Genomic DNA, 14,409 nt, shown 5'->3' on the forward strand with positions numbered 1-14,409 from the left:
TGGTTCGCAGCAAAGAGGTAGTTTATGGACAATTCTTCACTGTTCCAAGCAAGGTGGGCTTGGGGTCCCTTGATTCTCTGCACGGTTTTGCCCGTTGCTCTACTGTGTTTCTGGTTGTGGCCTGTTGGCCAGATCATCTGCCTGACTTTCGACGAATGGCTGTTTCACCTGCTCAACCGGCCACTGGCCGACAATAGCGTCTGGCGTTACATCTGGACCGTCGGCAGCCTGCGCCCGTTCGATATTGTCGTCGGCCTGATCCTCCTCAGCCTGCTGATCCGTGGCGACTGGGTATTCAAGGCCAGTCAGGTGCGCCAGGCCTTCTTCGGCTTCTTCGCTACCCTGGTCCTGCTGCTGGTGATCCGCGCGCTGTTCTCGAAATGGATGAACGCCATGGGCTGGCAGCACAACAGCCCGTCGATGGTGTTCAGCGATGCCATTCACCTCAGCGATTTCTACCCGCAACTTGAAGCACGCTGGGAACTCAAGGACCGCTCCAGCCAGAGCATCCCTGGCGATCACGCCTCGGTGCTGCTGATCTGGGCGATGTTCATGAGCCTGTTCAGCCGCAAGCTGCTACAGCAACTGCTGGTCTGGGCCCTGGCGCTGCTGTTCATGTTGCCGCGCCTGGTGGCCGGCGCACACTGGGGCCAGGACGACTACATCGGCGGCGTGCTGATGGCGGTACTGGCCTTGGGCTGGAGCTGCTATACCCCGTTTGCCGCCAAGGCCAGCGCTGCCCTGATGCGCCTGAGCGCACCGCTGTTCGAGCTCATGGCGCGGCTGCCACTGCTCGGGCGCCTGAATGTGGTCAACCCGCGCGCTTAACCGGCGCTGTCATGCAACTGATGCAGCTGGCGCCGCTGTTTCTTGGTGGGCCGGCCATCAGTACTGACCCCCAGGGCACCGGCCTTGCGCATCGCCGCAGCCTGTTCCCGGCGGGCGATGCTCTGCGCGGTTTCCTCGTATAGCGCCTGAGCTTCAGGCGCGCCGCGACGCACTACCGACAGCGCCTTGACCACCACCGTACGCTCGTCAAAGCCGGTACGCAGGACGAACTCATCGCCCAACCGCGGCTCCTTGCCCGGCTTGCAGCGCTCGCCCCGGCAATGCACCTTGCCGCTTTCGATGGCCGCCTTGGCCAGCGCCCGGGTCTTGTAGAAGCGCGCCGCCCATAGCCATTTGTCCAGACGGACCTTGTCATCCTCTTCCGGCTTTTGTGCCATGACATTTCCCCACTTATTTTCGTAAAGGGAACTGTACTACCGTATCTGGCGGATGCAAAAAACACGCGGCGTGCTTACAGTTCACCGACCTGTCGTTCATGCCCGCCCTGGTGCCTGACGACTTACTACGCTGGTTGAGCATTTTGAAGACATTTGACCATTTGACCGTGATCGGCCTGCGCGAGTGGGTGGCCCTGCCGGACCTCGGCCTGGCCGGCCTGCGGGCCAAGATCGACACCGGCGCCAGCACCTCGAGCCTGCACGCCACCGAAGTCGAACCCTTCGAGCGCGATGGCGAACAGTGGGTGCGTTTCAACGCCCATCTGGGTTCGGTGGTACAACTGCGTCACCGGCGCTGCGAGGCGCCGCTGGTGACGATGAAAACCATCAAGAGCTCCAACGGCCAGGCCCAGACCCGCTACGTGATCCGCACGCCCCTGGCGCTGGGTGACCGGGTGTGGGAGGTGGAATTCACCCTGGCCTGCCGCAAGGCCATGCGCTATCGCCTGTTGCTCGGTTCCAAAGCCCTGATCCATGGCCAGTTGGTGGTCAACCCGGGGCTCAAGTACGTTCAGGACAAGCCGGCATTCCCGGCCACTATCACTCCCTCCACAGGTGTTGCATGAAGATCGCCGTGCTGTCGCGAAACCCGCGTCTGTATTCCACTCGTCGCCTGGTCGAAGCCGGTACCGAACGAGGCCATGAGGTGGTTGTGATCGACACCCTGCGCGCCTATATGAACATTGCCAGCCATAAGCCGCAGATCCACTACCGCGGCAAGCCGCTGGAAAACTTCGACGCGGTGATCCCACGGATCGGCGCTTCGGTGACCTTCTACGGCTGCGCGGTGCTGCGCCAGTTCGAAATGATGGGGGTGTTCCCGCTCAACGAATCGGTGGCCATCGCCCGCTCGCGGGACAAGCTGCGCTCGCTGCAGCTGTTGTCGCGCCGGGGTATCGGCCTGCCGGTCACCGGTTTTGCCCACTCGCCGGACGACATCCCCGACCTGATCCAGATGGTCAATGGCGCGCCCCTGGTGATCAAGGTGCTCGAAGGCACCCAGGGCATCGGCGTGGTGTTGTGCGAAACCACCAAGGCGGCCGAGTCGGTGATCGAAGCCTTCATGGGCCTGAAGCAGAACATCATGGTCCAGGAATACATCAAGGAAGCCGGAGGCGCCGATATCCGCTGTTTCGTGGTCGGCGACAAGGTCATCGCCTCGATGAAGCGCCAGGCCAAGCCCGGTGAGTTTCGCTCCAACCTGCACCGCGGCGGCAGCGCCAGCCTGATCAAGATCACCCCGGAAGAGCGCATGACCGCCATCCGCGCCGCCAAGGTCATGGGCCTGAGCGTGGCCGGTGTGGATATCCTGCGCTCCAATCACGGCCCGCTGGTGATGGAGGTCAACTCCTCGCCTGGCCTGGAAGGCATCGAAGTCACCACCGGCAAGAACGTTGCCGGGATGATCATCGAACACCTGGAGAAGAATGGCGGGCCGAACCTGACCCGCACCAAGGGCAAAGGCTAAACAGCGTCGCGCGGCAGCATCAGCCCCAGCGGCAGCCGCACCCGCGCCTCCAGGCCGCCGCCTGAACGGTTGCGCAACTGCACGTTGCCACCGTGCTGGGCGGCGATCCGCTTGACGATCGCCAGGCCCAGCCCGGTGCCCTTGCCGCTGCGGGCACGGTCGCCGCGGATGAACGGGTTGAAGATGCCCTCCAGCTCGCCCGGGTCGATCCCGGCGCCGCGGTCGAGCACGCTCAATACCACGTAGGGCGCGCCATTCTCGCCAGACACATAGGCCGCCACTTCAACGCCCTTGCCGGCGTGGTACAGGGCGTTGCCGATCAGGTTGTTGAGCAAGCGCTTGAGCGACACCCGGCGCAGCGGGAACGGCGGAATCGGCTCCAGGCACAGGCGCACCTGTTCCTCGGGCTGGTTGAACGGCGCCACCACCTCACGCACCAGTTCACTGAAATCGACTTCTTCGACCGGCTCATCGCGACCATCGCGGATGAACGCCAAAAACTGGTCGAGAATCGCGTCCATGTCTTCGATATCGCGGACCATGTCGTCGGTCAGGTCGCTTTCGTTGGCCAGCAACGACAACGACAGGCGCAGGCGCGTCAGCGGTGTGCGCAGGTCATGGGAGACCCCGGCGAGCATCAGTTCACGCTCGCGCCCGGCCTGCTCGACATCCTCGGCCATCTGGTTGAAGGCACGGTACACCTCGGTCATTTCACTCGGCGTATCGCTGATCGGCAAGCGCACACTGCGCCCCTGGCCCAATTGCCGGGCGGCGAACACCAGACGCTTGAGCGGCTGGTTGAGCTGGCGCACGAAAATCCACGCCGAGGCGGTCGACAACAGGCCGATGGCCAGGAACCAGCCAAGCACGCTCCAGATCTTCTGCCCACGCAGCGGATGCGGATACAGCGGCACCTTCAGCCAGCCATCGCCCAGGCTCGGCGCCCGTACCCACAAGGCCGGCGGCGCATGTACACGCAGGCGCACCTCGGTGTCGGCGCCAAGTTCGGCCTGCATCTGGCGCTGGTAGATTTCGCTGTACGGCCAGTGCTGCTCACCCTCGGGCACCCCGGAGCCAACCACCCGGATCAGCCCCGCCGCCTCGGCGATCTTGTCGCGATCGGACTCATCGGCAGCCCAGTAGGCGCGCAGGGTCAGGGCCACGCCATGGCTGTATTGGCGGTCGACCAGCACGTCCTCGTTCATCAGCAGGTACACCAGGGTCAGGGCCTTGGAGAACAGCACGACGATCAGCACCAGCCAGAGGGTGCGGGCGAAGAAGCTTTGCGGGAACCACAGGGGCGTTTTCATCGACAACGGCTACACACTATGCGGGAACGAGCGGGGCTCGCAGGCTTTGCAAAGCGCTGCACAGGCAAAAACAGGGCAATCCCGAAGGCCTGCCCTGCTGGCGGTGAGCTACTCCTGCAAACGAAACATCACTTGCTGGCATTACCATCCGGGACAAACACATAACCAACGCCCCAGACGGTCTGGATGTAACGCGGCTTGGACGGGTCGGGTTCGATCATCCGGCGCAGGCGCGAGATCTGCACGTCGATGGAGCGCTCGAGGGCGTCCCACTCGCGGCCACGGGCCAGGTTCATCAGCTTGTCGCGGGTCAACGGCTCGCGGGCGTGCATGACCAGCGCCTTGAGCACGGCGAACTCACCGGTGGTGAGCATGTGCACTTCTTCGCCGCGCTTGAGTTCGCGGGTGGCCAGCGACAGCTCGTAGTCGCCGAAGGTGACGGTTTCGTCCTCGCTGCCCGGTGCACCCGGTACTGCCGGGGCCTGGCGGCGCAGCACGGCCTTGACCCGGGCCATCAGTTCGTCGGGGTTGAATGGCTTGGCCAGGTAGTCGTCGGCACCCAGCTCCAGGCCTTTGATGCGGCTCAGCTCGTCGCCCTTGGCGGTGAGCATGATGATCGGGATCTGGTTGTTGGCGGCGCGCAGGCGGCGGCAGGCGGTCAGGCCGTCTTCGCCGGGCAGCATCAGGTCGAGCACCACCAGGTTGAAAACCTCGCGGGCCAGCAGGCGGTCCATCTGTTCGGTATTGGGTACTGCACGGGCGCGATAACCCTTGCTGGTGAAGAACCGTTCCAGCAGGCTGCTCAGGCCCGGGTCATCGTCGACGATGAGAATTTTGTCGCCTTCGGCGGTTTGTGCAGTGCTGCTCATGGGTAGCTCCTCTAATCTCGGCACGCATTATGGCTTAGCCATCAATGGCCGTGCCGTGTGCATTGTTAGCAGATTTTTCCCCGGGTGCCAGTATTGCCGGGCCGACAACTGGCCTGCTGCTATCACCGCAAGCCGGACGCGCTGGGTATAATGCGCCGCTTTCAGCCAGCGCCGCATTGACCACAAGCGCTCTACAGCGCCCGCCGCGGCCTTTGTATTCACAATTTGTCAGGTGGTTTTATGGACAGCATCAACAGCCGCATCGCCGAGGAACTCGGTGTCCGCCCACAACAGGTCGAAGCGGCCGTGGCTCTACTTGATGAAGGTTCGACCGTGCCTTTTATCGCCCGTTACCGGAAAGAAGTCACCGGTAGCCTGGATGACACCCAGCTGCGTCACCTGGAAGAGCGCCTGCGCTACCTGCGCGAGCTGGACGAACGGCGTGTCAGCATCCTTGCCAGCATCGAAGAGCAAGGCAAGCTGACCCCGGAACTGGCCCGTGAAATCAAATTGGCCGACACCAAGACCCGCCTCGAAGACCTGTACCTGCCGTACAAGCAAAAGCGCCGCACCAAGGGCCAGATCGCCCTGGAAGCCGGCCTCGGCGAGCTGGCCGACGGCCTGTTGAACGACCCGCAACTGAGCCCTGAAACCGAAGCCGCGCGTTTCGTCGACGCCGAAAAAGGCGTGGCCGATGTCAAAGCCGCCCTCGAAGGCGCCAAGTACATCCTCATGGAGCGCTTTGCCGAAGACGCCAGCCTACTCGACAAGCTGCGCAGCTTTCTCAAGCAGGAAGCGGTGCTCAGCGCCCGCCTGGTGGCCGGCAAGGAAGAGGAAGGGGCGAAGTTCCGTGACTACTTCGAGCACGACGAAGTGCTCAAGAGCGTACCGTCGCACCGCGCCCTGGCGATTTTCCGCGGCCGCAACGAAGGCGTGCTGTCCGCTTCGCTGAAAGTCGGCGAAGAACTGCCGGGCACCCTGCACCCGTGCGAAATGATGATCGCCGAGCGTTTCGGCCTGCAAAATCAGAACCGTCCTGCCGACAAATGGCTGGCCGAAGTGGTGCGCTGGACCTGGAAGGTCAAGCTCTACAGCCACCTGGAAACCGACCTGTTCGGCGAGCTGCGCGACAATGCCGAAGGCGAGGCGATCAACGTCTTCGCCCACAACCTGCACGACCTGCTGCTGGCCGCCCCGGCCGGCCCGCGCGCCACCCTGGGCCTGGACCCGGGCCTGCGCACCGGTTGCAAGGTCGCCGTGGTCGATGCCACCGGCAAGCTGCTGGACACCGCCACCGTCTACCCGCACGTACCAAAAAACCAGTGGGACCAGACCATCGCCGTGCTCGCCGCGCTGTGCGCCAAGCACTCGGTCGAGCTGATCGCCATCGGTAACGGCACCGCCAGCCGCGAAACAGACAAGCTCGCCGCCGAACTGATCAAAAAATATCCAGCGCTGAAAATGACCAAGGTCATGGTCTCCGAAGCCGGTGCTTCGGTGTACTCGGCCTCGGAGCTGGCGGCCAAGGAGTTCCCGGACCTCGACGTGTCGATCCGTGGCGCTGTGTCGATCGCCCGCCGCCTGCAGGACCCGCTGGCGGAACTGGTGAAGATCGAGCCGAAATCCATCGGTGTCGGCCAGTACCAGCACGATGTTTCGCAGTTGAAGCTGGCCCGTGGCCTGGATGCGGTGGTCGAGGACTGCGTGAACGCCGTCGGCGTCGACGTCAACACCGCGTCGGTGGCGCTGCTGGCGCGCATCTCCGGCCTCAACAGCACCCTGGCACAGAACATCGTCGCCCACCGCGACGCCAACGGCGCCTTCAAGACCCGCGCCGCGCTGAAGAAAGTCAGCCGCCTGGGCGAAAAAACCTTCGAACAGGCCGCAGGCTTTCTGCGCGTCATGAACGGCGACAACCCGCTGGACGCCTCGGCGGTGCACCCGGAAGCCTACCCGCTGGTGCAACGCATTGCCGCCGAGACCGACCGTGACATCCGTTCGCTGATCGGCGACAGCGGCTTCCTCAAGCGCCTGGACCCGAAGAAGTTCACCGACGAAACCTTCGGCCTGCCGACGGTCACCGACATCCTCCAGGAACTGGACAAACCCGGCCGCGACCCACGCCCGGAGTTCAAGACCGCCGAGTTCCAGGAAGGCGTCGAAGACCTCAAGGACCTGCAACTGGGGATGATCCTCGAAGGCGTGGTGACCAACGTCACCAACTTCGGTGCCTTCGTCGACATCGGCGTGCACCAGGATGGCCTGGTGCATATCTCGGCGCTGTCGGAGAAGTTCATCAAGGACCCGCGTGAAGCGGTCAAGGCCGGCGACGTGGTCAAGGTCAAGGTCATGGAAGTCGACATCCCGCGCAAACGCGTCGGCCTGTCGATGCGCATGAGCGACACCCCGGGCGAGAAGATCGACGGCGCCCGTGGCAGCCGCCCGGGCTCGGCCCCGCGCCAACAGAGTGCCCCGGCCCGCGCCAAGGAAACCCCGGCACCGGCCAACAACGCCATGGCCTCGCTGTTCGCCAACGCCAAGCAGCTGAAGAAGAAGTGATGACGGTTCCCGACGACGTCGTCTTCAGCGCCTTCAGCCAGTTGCTCGGCTGCCGTCTGCAACGCCTGGAAAACGGCGTTGCCGAGGTGGCCATGGCCCTGGAGCCGCACCTGCGCAACCGCGGCGGCAAGCTGCATGGCGGGGCAATCTTCAGCCTGGTCGACACCACCATGGGCCTGGCCTGCTCCAGTTCCCATGGTTTCGACCAGCAGAGCGTGACCCTCGAATGCAAGATCAACTACCTGCGTGCGGTCAGCGAAGGTGACGTGCTGTGCATCGCCCGGGTGCTGCATGCCGGGCGGCGCACGCTGGTGGTCGACGCCGATGTACTCCAGGGCGACAAACTGGTGGCAAAAGCGCAGGGGACTTTCGTCGTCCTCTAGCCGCAAATGGCCAAACTGCGGTACTTTCGGCAGAGCGCAGGCGCTGCCGAAAGCCGGCCAAAACCAGGCGACAACGCCAGTTCCTCTGTCCACCCTTGTAGACCGTCATCTCTACCCCCATATTGGGGCGACTGACGCGTGAAGGAATCCATCTTGAGCGAACTTCTCAACCGCCGCCTGAGCCTGCTCGGCCAAGGCGACAACCTCTCCCTGCTCAAGCAGTGCCTGCACGGCATCGAGCGTGAATGCCTGCGTGTGACCGAGGAAGGTCGTCTGGCCCAGACTCCGCACCCCGAAGCCCTGGGCGCGGCGTTGACCCACGAGCAGATCACCACGGACTACTCGGAGTCGCTGCTGGAGTTCATCACCCCAGCCCTGGCCGACCCGGCGCAGACCCTCGAAAGCCTGGAGAACATCCACCGCTTCGCTTATACCAAGCTTGGCAACGAGTTCCTCTGGAGCCCGTCGATGCCCTGCCCGCTGCCGGCCGAGGAAGACATTCCGATCGCCTGGTACGGCACCTCCAACATCGGCCAGCTCAAGTACGTCTACCGCAAGGGCCTGGCCCTGCGCTACGGCCGCACCATGCAGTGCATCGCCGGGATTCACTACAATTTCTCGCTGCCAGAAAAACTCTGGCCGCTGCTGCGCGAAGCGGAACACAGCACGGTGGATGATCGCGACTATCAGTCGTCGGCCTACATCGCCCTGATCCGCAACTTCCGTCGCTACAGCTGGCTGCTGATGTACCTGTTCGGCGCCTCGCCGGCCCTGGATGCCGGCTTCTTGCGTGGCCGCCCGCACCAGCTTGAGCAGTTCGACGCCGACACCCTGTACCTGCCCTACGCCACCAGCCTGCGCATGAGCGACCTGGGTTACCAGAGCAACGCCCAGGCCGGCCTGACGCCGTGCTACAACAACCTCGCCAGCTACACCGACAGCCTGCGCAAGGCGGTGGCCACGCCGTACGCGCCCTATGTCGAGATCGGTACGCACAAGGATGGCGAGTGGGTTCAGCTGAACACCAACATCCTGCAGATCGAAAACGAGTACTACTCCAACATTCGCCCCAAGCGCGTCACCTACAGCGGCGAGCGGCCGATCCAGGCGCTGATGGCCCGTGGTATCCAGTACGTCGAAGTACGCTGCCTGGACATCAACCCGTTCCTGCCCACCGGTATCGACCTGCCGCAAGCGCGTTTCCTCGATGCCTTCCTGCTGTTCTGCGCCCTGGAAGACAGCCCGCTGCTGGACAACCAGGAATGCGGTAACTGCACCGGCAACTTCCTCAGCGTGGTCAAGGAAGGTCGCCGCCCGGGCCTGCAACTGCAGCGTGACGGCCAGCCGGTCGAACTCAAGCAGTGGGCCGATGAATTGCTCGAACGCATCGCGCCACTGGCTGAACTGCTTGACCGCAGCCAGGGCGGCGACGAACACGCCAAGGCCCTGCAGGCGCAGAAAGCCAAGGTCAGCGACCCTGCCCTGACGCCATCGGCGCAGGTGTTGGCGAGCATGACCGAGCACAAGGAAAGCTTCAGCCGCTTCGCCTTGCGCCAAAGCCAGGCGCATGCCGAGTTCTTCCGCGCCCAGGCCCTTTCAGCCGAGCAGCAGCAAGGTTTCGAAAGCGCAGCGCGCCAGTCCCTGGAAGCCCAGGCCAAGCTTGAACGTGAAGAGGACAAGGCTGATTTCGACCTGTTCGTCAGCGCTTACCAGGCGAGCATCCTGGCGATCAGCAACTGACATGACCCGCACCGTTACCCCGCGCAAACCCCGGGCCCGCAGCCAGGCGAGGATCGATTCGATCCTCGAGGCGGCGCGCACGCTGCTGGCCAGCGAAGGGGTGGCCAGCCTGTCGATTTACAGCGTGGCCGAGCGCGCGCAGATTCCGCCGTCGTCGGTGTATCACTTCTTCGCCAGTGTCCCGGCGTTGCTTGAAGCACTCACCGCCGACGTACATGGCGCCTTTCGCGCCTGCCTTGAAGCACCGATTGATTCAGCGGCGCTGAACACCTGGCACGACCTGTCGCGCCTGGTCGAGCAGCGCATGCTGGTGATCTACAACGAAGACGCCGCGGCCCGGCAATTGATTCTCGCCCAACATGGCCTGAGCGAAGTGACCCAGGCTGACCGCCAGCACGACATCGAGCTGGGCGACCTGATGCACAGGCTGTTTGCCGCGCATTTCCAGTTGCCGGTGTTACCGGAGGATGTCGATGTGTTTGCCTTGGCCATGGAACTGGGTGACCGGGTGTATGCCCGTTCGGTGCAGTTGCATGGGCAGATTACGCCGCGCATGGCCGAGGAAGGGATGCGGGTGTTTGATGCGTATCTGGGCTTGTACCTACCGCCCTTTCTGCCTAAACGCTGACGGCCTCATCGCGGGTCAAGCCCGCTCCTACAGGGAGCGGGCTTGACCCGCGATTTTCAGAGCTTGGCGATCGACACTTCGGTCGACTTCACAAAGGCAATCACCTCGCTGCCAATAGTCAATTCCAGCTCACGCACCGAACGGGTGGTGATCACCGAGGTGACGATACCCGAGGCGGTCTGCACATCGATTTCCGACAATACCGGGCCTTCGAGGATTTCTTTGACGGTGCCTTTGAACTGGTTGCGTACGTTGATCGCTTTGATAGTCATCTGCTTGGTTCCTTACAGGTCAGAGAGCCCAACGCAATTGCGTCGGCAAAGGTGCGACAGGTTCCGGCTCGGGCGGTGTGCCCGGAATCGACAGAACCCGGTTGAGAACTTCGGTTTCCAGTGCAGCCAGGCGGTGTGAGCCGCGTACCCGCGGGCGTGGCAGGTCGACGATAAGGTCCAGGCCCACCTCGCCGTCTTCGATGAGAATCACCCGGTCGGCTACCGCCACCGCCTCGCTGACGTCGTGGGTAACCAGCAACACGGTGAAGCCGTGCTGGCGCCACAGCCGTTCGATCAACTGCTGCATCTCGATCCGGGTCAGGGCATCCAGTGCCCCTAGCGGCTCATCGAGCAGCAACAGGCGTGGCTGGTGAATCAGTGCCCGGGCCAGGGCCACGCGCTGCTTCTGGCCACCCGACAAGGCCGCCGGCCATTCATTGGCACGCTCGGCCAGGCCGACCGCTGCCAGCGCTTCCAGCGCCCGTGGCCGCCAGTTGCCCGAGAGGCCCAGGCCAACGTTGTCGATAACCTTCTTCCACGGCAGCAGGCGCGCTTCCTGGAACATCAGGCGGGTGTCTTCCTGGGCTTCGCGCAGCGGCGCGGAACCTGCCAGCAACTCGCCGCCACTGGGTTGGTCGAGGCCGGCGAGCAAGCGCAGCAAGGTGCTCTTGCCGCAGCCACTGCGCCCGACAATGGCGACGAACTGCCCGGCCGGAATGTGCAGGTCGATATCACGCAGTACCTGGCGCTGGCCGAAGGTCTTCTGCAGGTTCTGCGCCGCCAGCGGAATCCCGCGCAGCAGCCGTGGTGGTGGATCCTTGAGGATGGTCATGCGCCCTCTCCCCTGCTCGCTTGATAGGCCGGATGCCAGCGCAGCCAGACCCGCTCGAGGCCGCGTGCGGCCAGGTCTGCAAGCTTGCCGAGCACGGCATAGAGAACGATCGCCAGGACCACCACATCGGTCTGCAGGAACTCGCGGGCGTTCATTGCCAGGTAGCCGATGCCGGCGTTAGCCGAAATGGTTTCGGCAACGATCAGGGTCAGCCACATAAAGCCCAGGGCAAAGCGCACGCCGACCAGGATCGACGGCAAGGCACCGGGCAGAATCACCTGGCGAAACAGCTCGAAGCCGGACAAACCATAGCTGCGGGCCATTTCCACCAGCGCCGGGTCGACGTTGCGGATGCCGTGGTAGGTGTTCAGGTAGATCGGGAACAAAGTGCCCAGGGCCACCAGGAAAATCTTTGCCGACTCGTCGATGCCGAACCACAGGATCACCAGCGGAATCAGCGCCAGGTGAGGTACGTTGCGGATCATCTGCACCGAACTGTCGAGCAGGCGTTCGCCCCATTTCGACAGGCCGGTGATAAAGCCCAGCGCCAGGCCGATGGCACCGCCAATCACAAAACCGACGCCGGCGCGCCAGCCACTGATTGCCAGGTGGGTCCAGATCTCGCCGCTGCGTACCAGCTCGACGCCAGCGCTTAATACCGCGCTGGGCGCCGGCAAAATCCGCGTCGACAGCCAGCCGACGCTGACTGCCAGTTGCCAGACCGCCAACAACAGCAGCGGCAACGCCCAGGGCGCCAGGCGTTGCTGCCAGGGAGTGGATTTACGACTCATGGCCCGGCCCTCAGCGCTGCGCCGAGGATTTAGGCAGGATGTCGTTGGCGACCATCTCGCCGAACGGGCTCACGTAGCCACCGCTTTGCGGCAGTTGCGGGCGCTCCACGTCCAGGTGCGGGAACAGCAGCTCGGCGACCCGGTACGACTCTTCCAGGTGTGGATAACCGGAGAAGATGAAGGTATCGATGCCCAATGCTGCGTATTCCTTGACCCGCTCGGCCACAGTCGGGCCGTCGCCGACCAGCGCCGTGCCGGCACCGCCGCGCACCAGGCCGACACCGGCCCAGAGGTTGGGGCTGACTTCGAGGTTGTCGCGGTTGCCGCCATGCAGCGCGGCCATGCGTTGCTGGCCGACCGAATCGAAGCGTGCCAGCGAGGCCTGGGCGCGGGCGATGGTGTCGTCGTCCAGGTGCGAGATCAGCCGCTCGGCGGCCTGCCAGGCTTCGGCGTTGGTTTCGCGCACGATCACGTGCAGGCGGATGCCGAAGCGCACCGTGCGGCCTTGCTTGGCGGCTTTGGCGCGCACTTGCTCGATCTTCTCGGCCACCGCCGCAGGCGGCTCGCCCCAGGTCAGGTACAGCTCGACCTGCTCGGCTGCCAGGTCCTGGGCCGCTTCTGAAGAGCCGCCAAAGTACAGCGGCGGACGCGGCTGCTGGATCGGCGGATAGAGCAGCTTGGCACCTTTGACCTGGATGTGCTGGCCGTCGTAGTCGACGGTTTCGCCTTCCAGCACCCGGCGCCAGATGCGGGTAAATTCCACTGAAGCCTGGTAGCGCTCTTCATGGCTGAGGAACAGGCCGTCACCGGACAGCTCTTCCGGATCGCCGCCAGTGACCAGGTTGAACAAGGCACGGCCACCGGAAAGACGATCCAGGGTTGCCGCCTGACGCGCCGCTACGGTCGGCGAGATGATCCCCGGGCGCAGCGCGACCAGGAACTTCAGGCGCTGGGTTACCGGGATCAGCGACGCGGCAACCAGCCAGGAGTCCTCGCAGGAACGCCCGGTCGGAATCAACACGCCGCCAAAACCGAGGCGGTCGGCGGCCTGGGCAATCTGCTGCAGGTAGCCGTGATCGACGGCGCGCGCGCCCTCGGCGGTGCCAAGGTAATGGCCGTCGCCATGGGTGGGAAGAAACCAGAATACGTTGAGGCTCATTGGAGTTGTCTCCTAGGGGTGGCGCAGACCGGGGCGGCGCCCCGGCGCGGGCAAATCGTCAAGGGGCGCTGGCGACCTTGGCCGGTGGGGTCCAGATCACATCCTTGATGCTCAAGGGCTTGGGAATCAGCTTGAGCGTCTTGAAGGTGTCGGCGATCTTCTGCTGGGCAGCGATCACTTGCGGGGTCAGGAAGGCAGCGCCGTAGCCCTGGCGCTTGACCGAGGTCAGGGTGATGTCGGCCGGCAGGCCGAGCAGCGGCGCGACCTGGTCAGTGACTTCCTGCGGGTTGGCCTTGGACCACTCGCCCACCGCGCGCACTTCATCGACCAGCGCGCTGATCACTTCAGGGTGCTTTTGCGCATAAGGCTTGGTCGCCAGGTAGAACTGGTGGTTGTCGACGATGCCCTGGCCATCGCGCAGGGTTCGCGCCTGCAGCTGCTGCTCGGCCGCCGCCTGGTACGGGTCCCAGATCACCCAGGCATCGACGCTGCCGCGCTCGAAGGCGGCGCGGGCATCGGCGGGCGGCAGGAACACCGGCTGGATGTCGCTGTACTTGAGGCCGGCGTCTTCCAGGGCGCGGACCAGCAGGTAGTGGACGTTGGAACCTTTGTTCAGCGCGACTTTCTTGCCCTTGAGTTCCTTCACCGACTGGATCGGCGAGCCCTTGGGCACCAGGATCGCTTCACTGTGCGGCGCCGGCGGCTCGTAGGCGACATACAGCAGGTCGGCGCCAGCGGCCTGGGCGAACACCGGCGGGGTTTCGCCGGTAACGCCGAAGTCGATCGAGCCGACGTTCAGGCCTTCGAGCAGTTGCGGGCCACCGGGGAATTCAGTCCATTGCACCTGCACGCCCTGGGCGGCAAGGCGTTTTTCCAGCGTGCCCTTGGCTTTGAGCAGCACCAGGGTGCCGTACTTCTGGTAACCGATACGCAGGCTTTCAGCCTGGGCTTGAGTAATGGCGCCGAAGGACACAGCCGCAGCAAACAGAGCGACCAGACCACGACGCAAAATGACAGTGCGCATAGCGCTCTCCTTTGCTGTTGGGGTTCAGGCTGCACCTGCTTGCCCGTTGGCGGGCGAGTAAGGTGGGAATTACAGGTAACGGGAGGTA

General features: G+C 64.0%; 15 protein-coding genes. 7 read left to right on the top strand and 8 right to left on the bottom strand.

Translation table 11 applies throughout. From position 1 onward, the window contains the following. Positions 1–24 precede the first annotated feature (24 nt). Positions 25–828, top strand: a complete 804-nt coding sequence (locus tag LOY37_RS25995; protein ID WP_258716023.1) for a phosphatase PAP2 family protein — start codon at positions 25–27, stop codon at positions 826–828. Here LOY37_RS25995 and LOY37_RS26000 read toward each other — a convergent pair. Further along, positions 825–1,226, bottom strand: coding sequence for an RNA-binding S4 domain-containing protein (locus tag LOY37_RS26000; RefSeq protein ID WP_038998195.1), 402 nt, complete (start codon positions 1,224–1,226; stop codon positions 825–827). The genes LOY37_RS25995 and LOY37_RS26000 overlap by 4 nt on opposite strands. Before the next feature lie 209 nt (positions 1,227–1,435). On the opposite strand from LOY37_RS26000, the gene LOY37_RS26005 reads away from it, so the two are divergent. Both LOY37_RS26005 and rimK read left to right on the top strand, forming a co-directional pair. Then, on the top strand, positions 1,436–1,852 hold the full coding sequence (locus LOY37_RS26005; protein ID WP_371128664.1) for an ATP-dependent zinc protease: 417 nt from the start codon (positions 1,436–1,438) through the stop codon (positions 1,850–1,852). Next, on the top strand, positions 1,849–2,754 hold the full coding sequence (gene rimK, locus LOY37_RS26010; protein ID WP_010221234.1) for a 30S ribosomal protein S6--L-glutamate ligase: 906 nt from the start codon (positions 1,849–1,851) through the stop codon (positions 2,752–2,754). The genes LOY37_RS26005 and rimK overlap by 4 nt, the downstream gene beginning before the upstream one ends. Here the strand turns inward: rimK and LOY37_RS26015 are convergent. Together LOY37_RS26015 and ompR are read right to left on the bottom strand one after the other, a co-directional pair. Then, complete coding sequence (locus LOY37_RS26015) at positions 2,751–4,064, bottom strand: ATP-binding protein (RefSeq protein ID WP_038998193.1); 1,314 nt, start codon at positions 4,062–4,064, stop codon at positions 2,751–2,753. The two genes, rimK and LOY37_RS26015, sit on opposite strands and share 4 nt — an antisense overlap. A gap of 128 nt (positions 4,065–4,192) precedes the next feature. Then, a complete protein-coding gene (gene ompR / locus LOY37_RS26020; RefSeq protein ID WP_045201163.1) occupies positions 4,193–4,933 on the bottom strand; it encodes a two-component system response regulator OmpR in 741 nt (246 codons plus the stop codon). 240 nt (positions 4,934–5,173) lie between these two features. On the opposite strand from ompR, the gene LOY37_RS26025 reads away from it, so the two are divergent. From LOY37_RS26025 to LOY37_RS26040, 4 genes are all read left to right on the top strand, one after another. Then, the gene (locus LOY37_RS26025; protein WP_258716024.1) at positions 5,174–7,492 is read left to right on the top strand and encodes a Tex family protein; all 2,319 of its coding nucleotides are present in this window, start codon (positions 5,174–5,176) and stop codon (positions 7,490–7,492) included. Continuing rightward, the gene (locus LOY37_RS26030) at positions 7,492–7,875 is read left to right on the top strand and encodes a PaaI family thioesterase (protein WP_045201161.1); all 384 of its coding nucleotides are present in this window, start codon (positions 7,492–7,494) and stop codon (positions 7,873–7,875) included. The genes LOY37_RS26025 and LOY37_RS26030 overlap by 1 nt, the downstream gene beginning before the upstream one ends. A gap of 153 nt (positions 7,876–8,028) precedes the next feature. Beyond that, positions 8,029–9,615, top strand: coding sequence for a glutamate--cysteine ligase (gene gshA, locus LOY37_RS26035; RefSeq protein ID WP_408980674.1), 1,587 nt, complete (start codon positions 8,029–8,031; stop codon positions 9,613–9,615). Position 9,616: 1 nt separating this feature from the next. Continuing rightward, positions 9,617–10,243, top strand: coding sequence for a TetR/AcrR family transcriptional regulator (locus tag LOY37_RS26040; protein ID WP_045201159.1), 627 nt, complete (start codon positions 9,617–9,619; stop codon positions 10,241–10,243). A 56-nt stretch (positions 10,244–10,299) separates the two neighbouring features. Here the strand turns inward: LOY37_RS26040 and LOY37_RS26045 are convergent, their stop codons facing one another. From LOY37_RS26045 to LOY37_RS26065, 5 genes are read right to left on the bottom strand one after another with little or no spacing between them, the layout of a single operon-like run. After that, entirely contained in the window at positions 10,300–10,515 is a 216-nt protein-coding gene (locus tag LOY37_RS26045; protein ID WP_010221227.1) for a molybdopterin-binding protein, read from the bottom strand. Between the two features lie 19 nt (positions 10,516–10,534). Next, positions 10,535–11,347, bottom strand: a complete 813-nt coding sequence (ssuB, locus tag LOY37_RS26050; protein ID WP_093378378.1) for an aliphatic sulfonates ABC transporter ATP-binding protein — start codon at positions 11,345–11,347, stop codon at positions 10,535–10,537. Then, on the bottom strand, positions 11,344–12,138 hold the full coding sequence (ssuC, locus tag LOY37_RS26055) for an aliphatic sulfonate ABC transporter permease SsuC (RefSeq protein WP_195885265.1): 795 nt from the start codon (positions 12,136–12,138) through the stop codon (positions 11,344–11,346). The genes ssuB and ssuC overlap by 4 nt, the downstream gene beginning before the upstream one ends. 10 nt (positions 12,139–12,148) lie before the next feature. After that, a complete protein-coding gene (ssuD, locus tag LOY37_RS26060; protein ID WP_045201156.1) occupies positions 12,149–13,297 on the bottom strand; it encodes an FMNH2-dependent alkanesulfonate monooxygenase in 1,149 nt (382 codons plus the stop codon). A gap of 58 nt (positions 13,298–13,355) precedes the next feature. After that, complete coding sequence (locus LOY37_RS26065) at positions 13,356–14,321, bottom strand: sulfonate ABC transporter substrate-binding protein (RefSeq protein WP_045201155.1); 966 nt, start codon at positions 14,319–14,321, stop codon at positions 13,356–13,358. Between the last annotated feature and the right edge of the window lie 88 nt (positions 14,322–14,409).

It is taken from the genome of Pseudomonas sp. B21-012 (assembly GCF_024749305.1).
Classification (GTDB): domain Bacteria; phylum Pseudomonadota; class Gammaproteobacteria; order Pseudomonadales; family Pseudomonadaceae; genus Aquipseudomonas.

Bases quoted from the DNA above. Each gene is read 5' to 3' on its own strand.
- LOY37_RS26015 (WP_038998193.1), bottom strand. From the start codon at position 4,064: ATGAAAACGCCCCTGTGGTTCCCGCAAAGCTTCTTCGCCCGCACCCTC.
- LOY37_RS26000 (WP_038998195.1), bottom strand. From the start codon at position 1,226: ATGGCACAAAAGCCGGAAGAGGATGACAAGGTCCGTCTGGACAAATGG.
- ssuC (WP_195885265.1), bottom strand. From the start codon at position 12,138: ATGAGTCGTAAATCCACTCCCTGGCAGCAACGCCTGGCGCCCTGGGCG.
- LOY37_RS26030 (WP_045201161.1), top strand. From the start codon at position 7,492: ATGACGGTTCCCGACGACGTCGTCTTCAGCGCCTTCAGCCAGTTGCTC.
- rimK (WP_010221234.1), top strand. From the start codon at position 1,849: ATGAAGATCGCCGTGCTGTCGCGAAACCCGCGTCTGTATTCCACTCGT.
- ssuD (WP_045201156.1), bottom strand. From the start codon at position 13,297: ATGAGCCTCAACGTATTCTGGTTTCTTCCCACCCATGGCGACGGCCAT.
- LOY37_RS26040 (WP_045201159.1), top strand. From the start codon at position 9,617: ATGACCCGCACCGTTACCCCGCGCAAACCCCGGGCCCGCAGCCAGGCG.
- LOY37_RS25995 (WP_258716023.1), top strand. From the start codon at position 25: ATGGACAATTCTTCACTGTTCCAAGCAAGGTGGGCTTGGGGTCCCTTG.
- LOY37_RS26065 (WP_045201155.1), bottom strand. From the start codon at position 14,321: ATGCGCACTGTCATTTTGCGTCGTGGTCTGGTCGCTCTGTTTGCTGCG.
- ssuB (WP_093378378.1), bottom strand. From the start codon at position 11,347: ATGACCATCCTCAAGGATCCACCACCACGGCTGCTGCGCGGGATTCCG.
- LOY37_RS26025 (WP_258716024.1), top strand. From the start codon at position 5,174: ATGGACAGCATCAACAGCCGCATCGCCGAGGAACTCGGTGTCCGCCCA.
- LOY37_RS26045 (WP_010221227.1), bottom strand. From the start codon at position 10,515: ATGACTATCAAAGCGATCAACGTACGCAACCAGTTCAAAGGCACCGTC.
- ompR (WP_045201163.1), bottom strand. From the start codon at position 4,933: ATGAGCAGCACTGCACAAACCGCCGAAGGCGACAAAATTCTCATCGTC.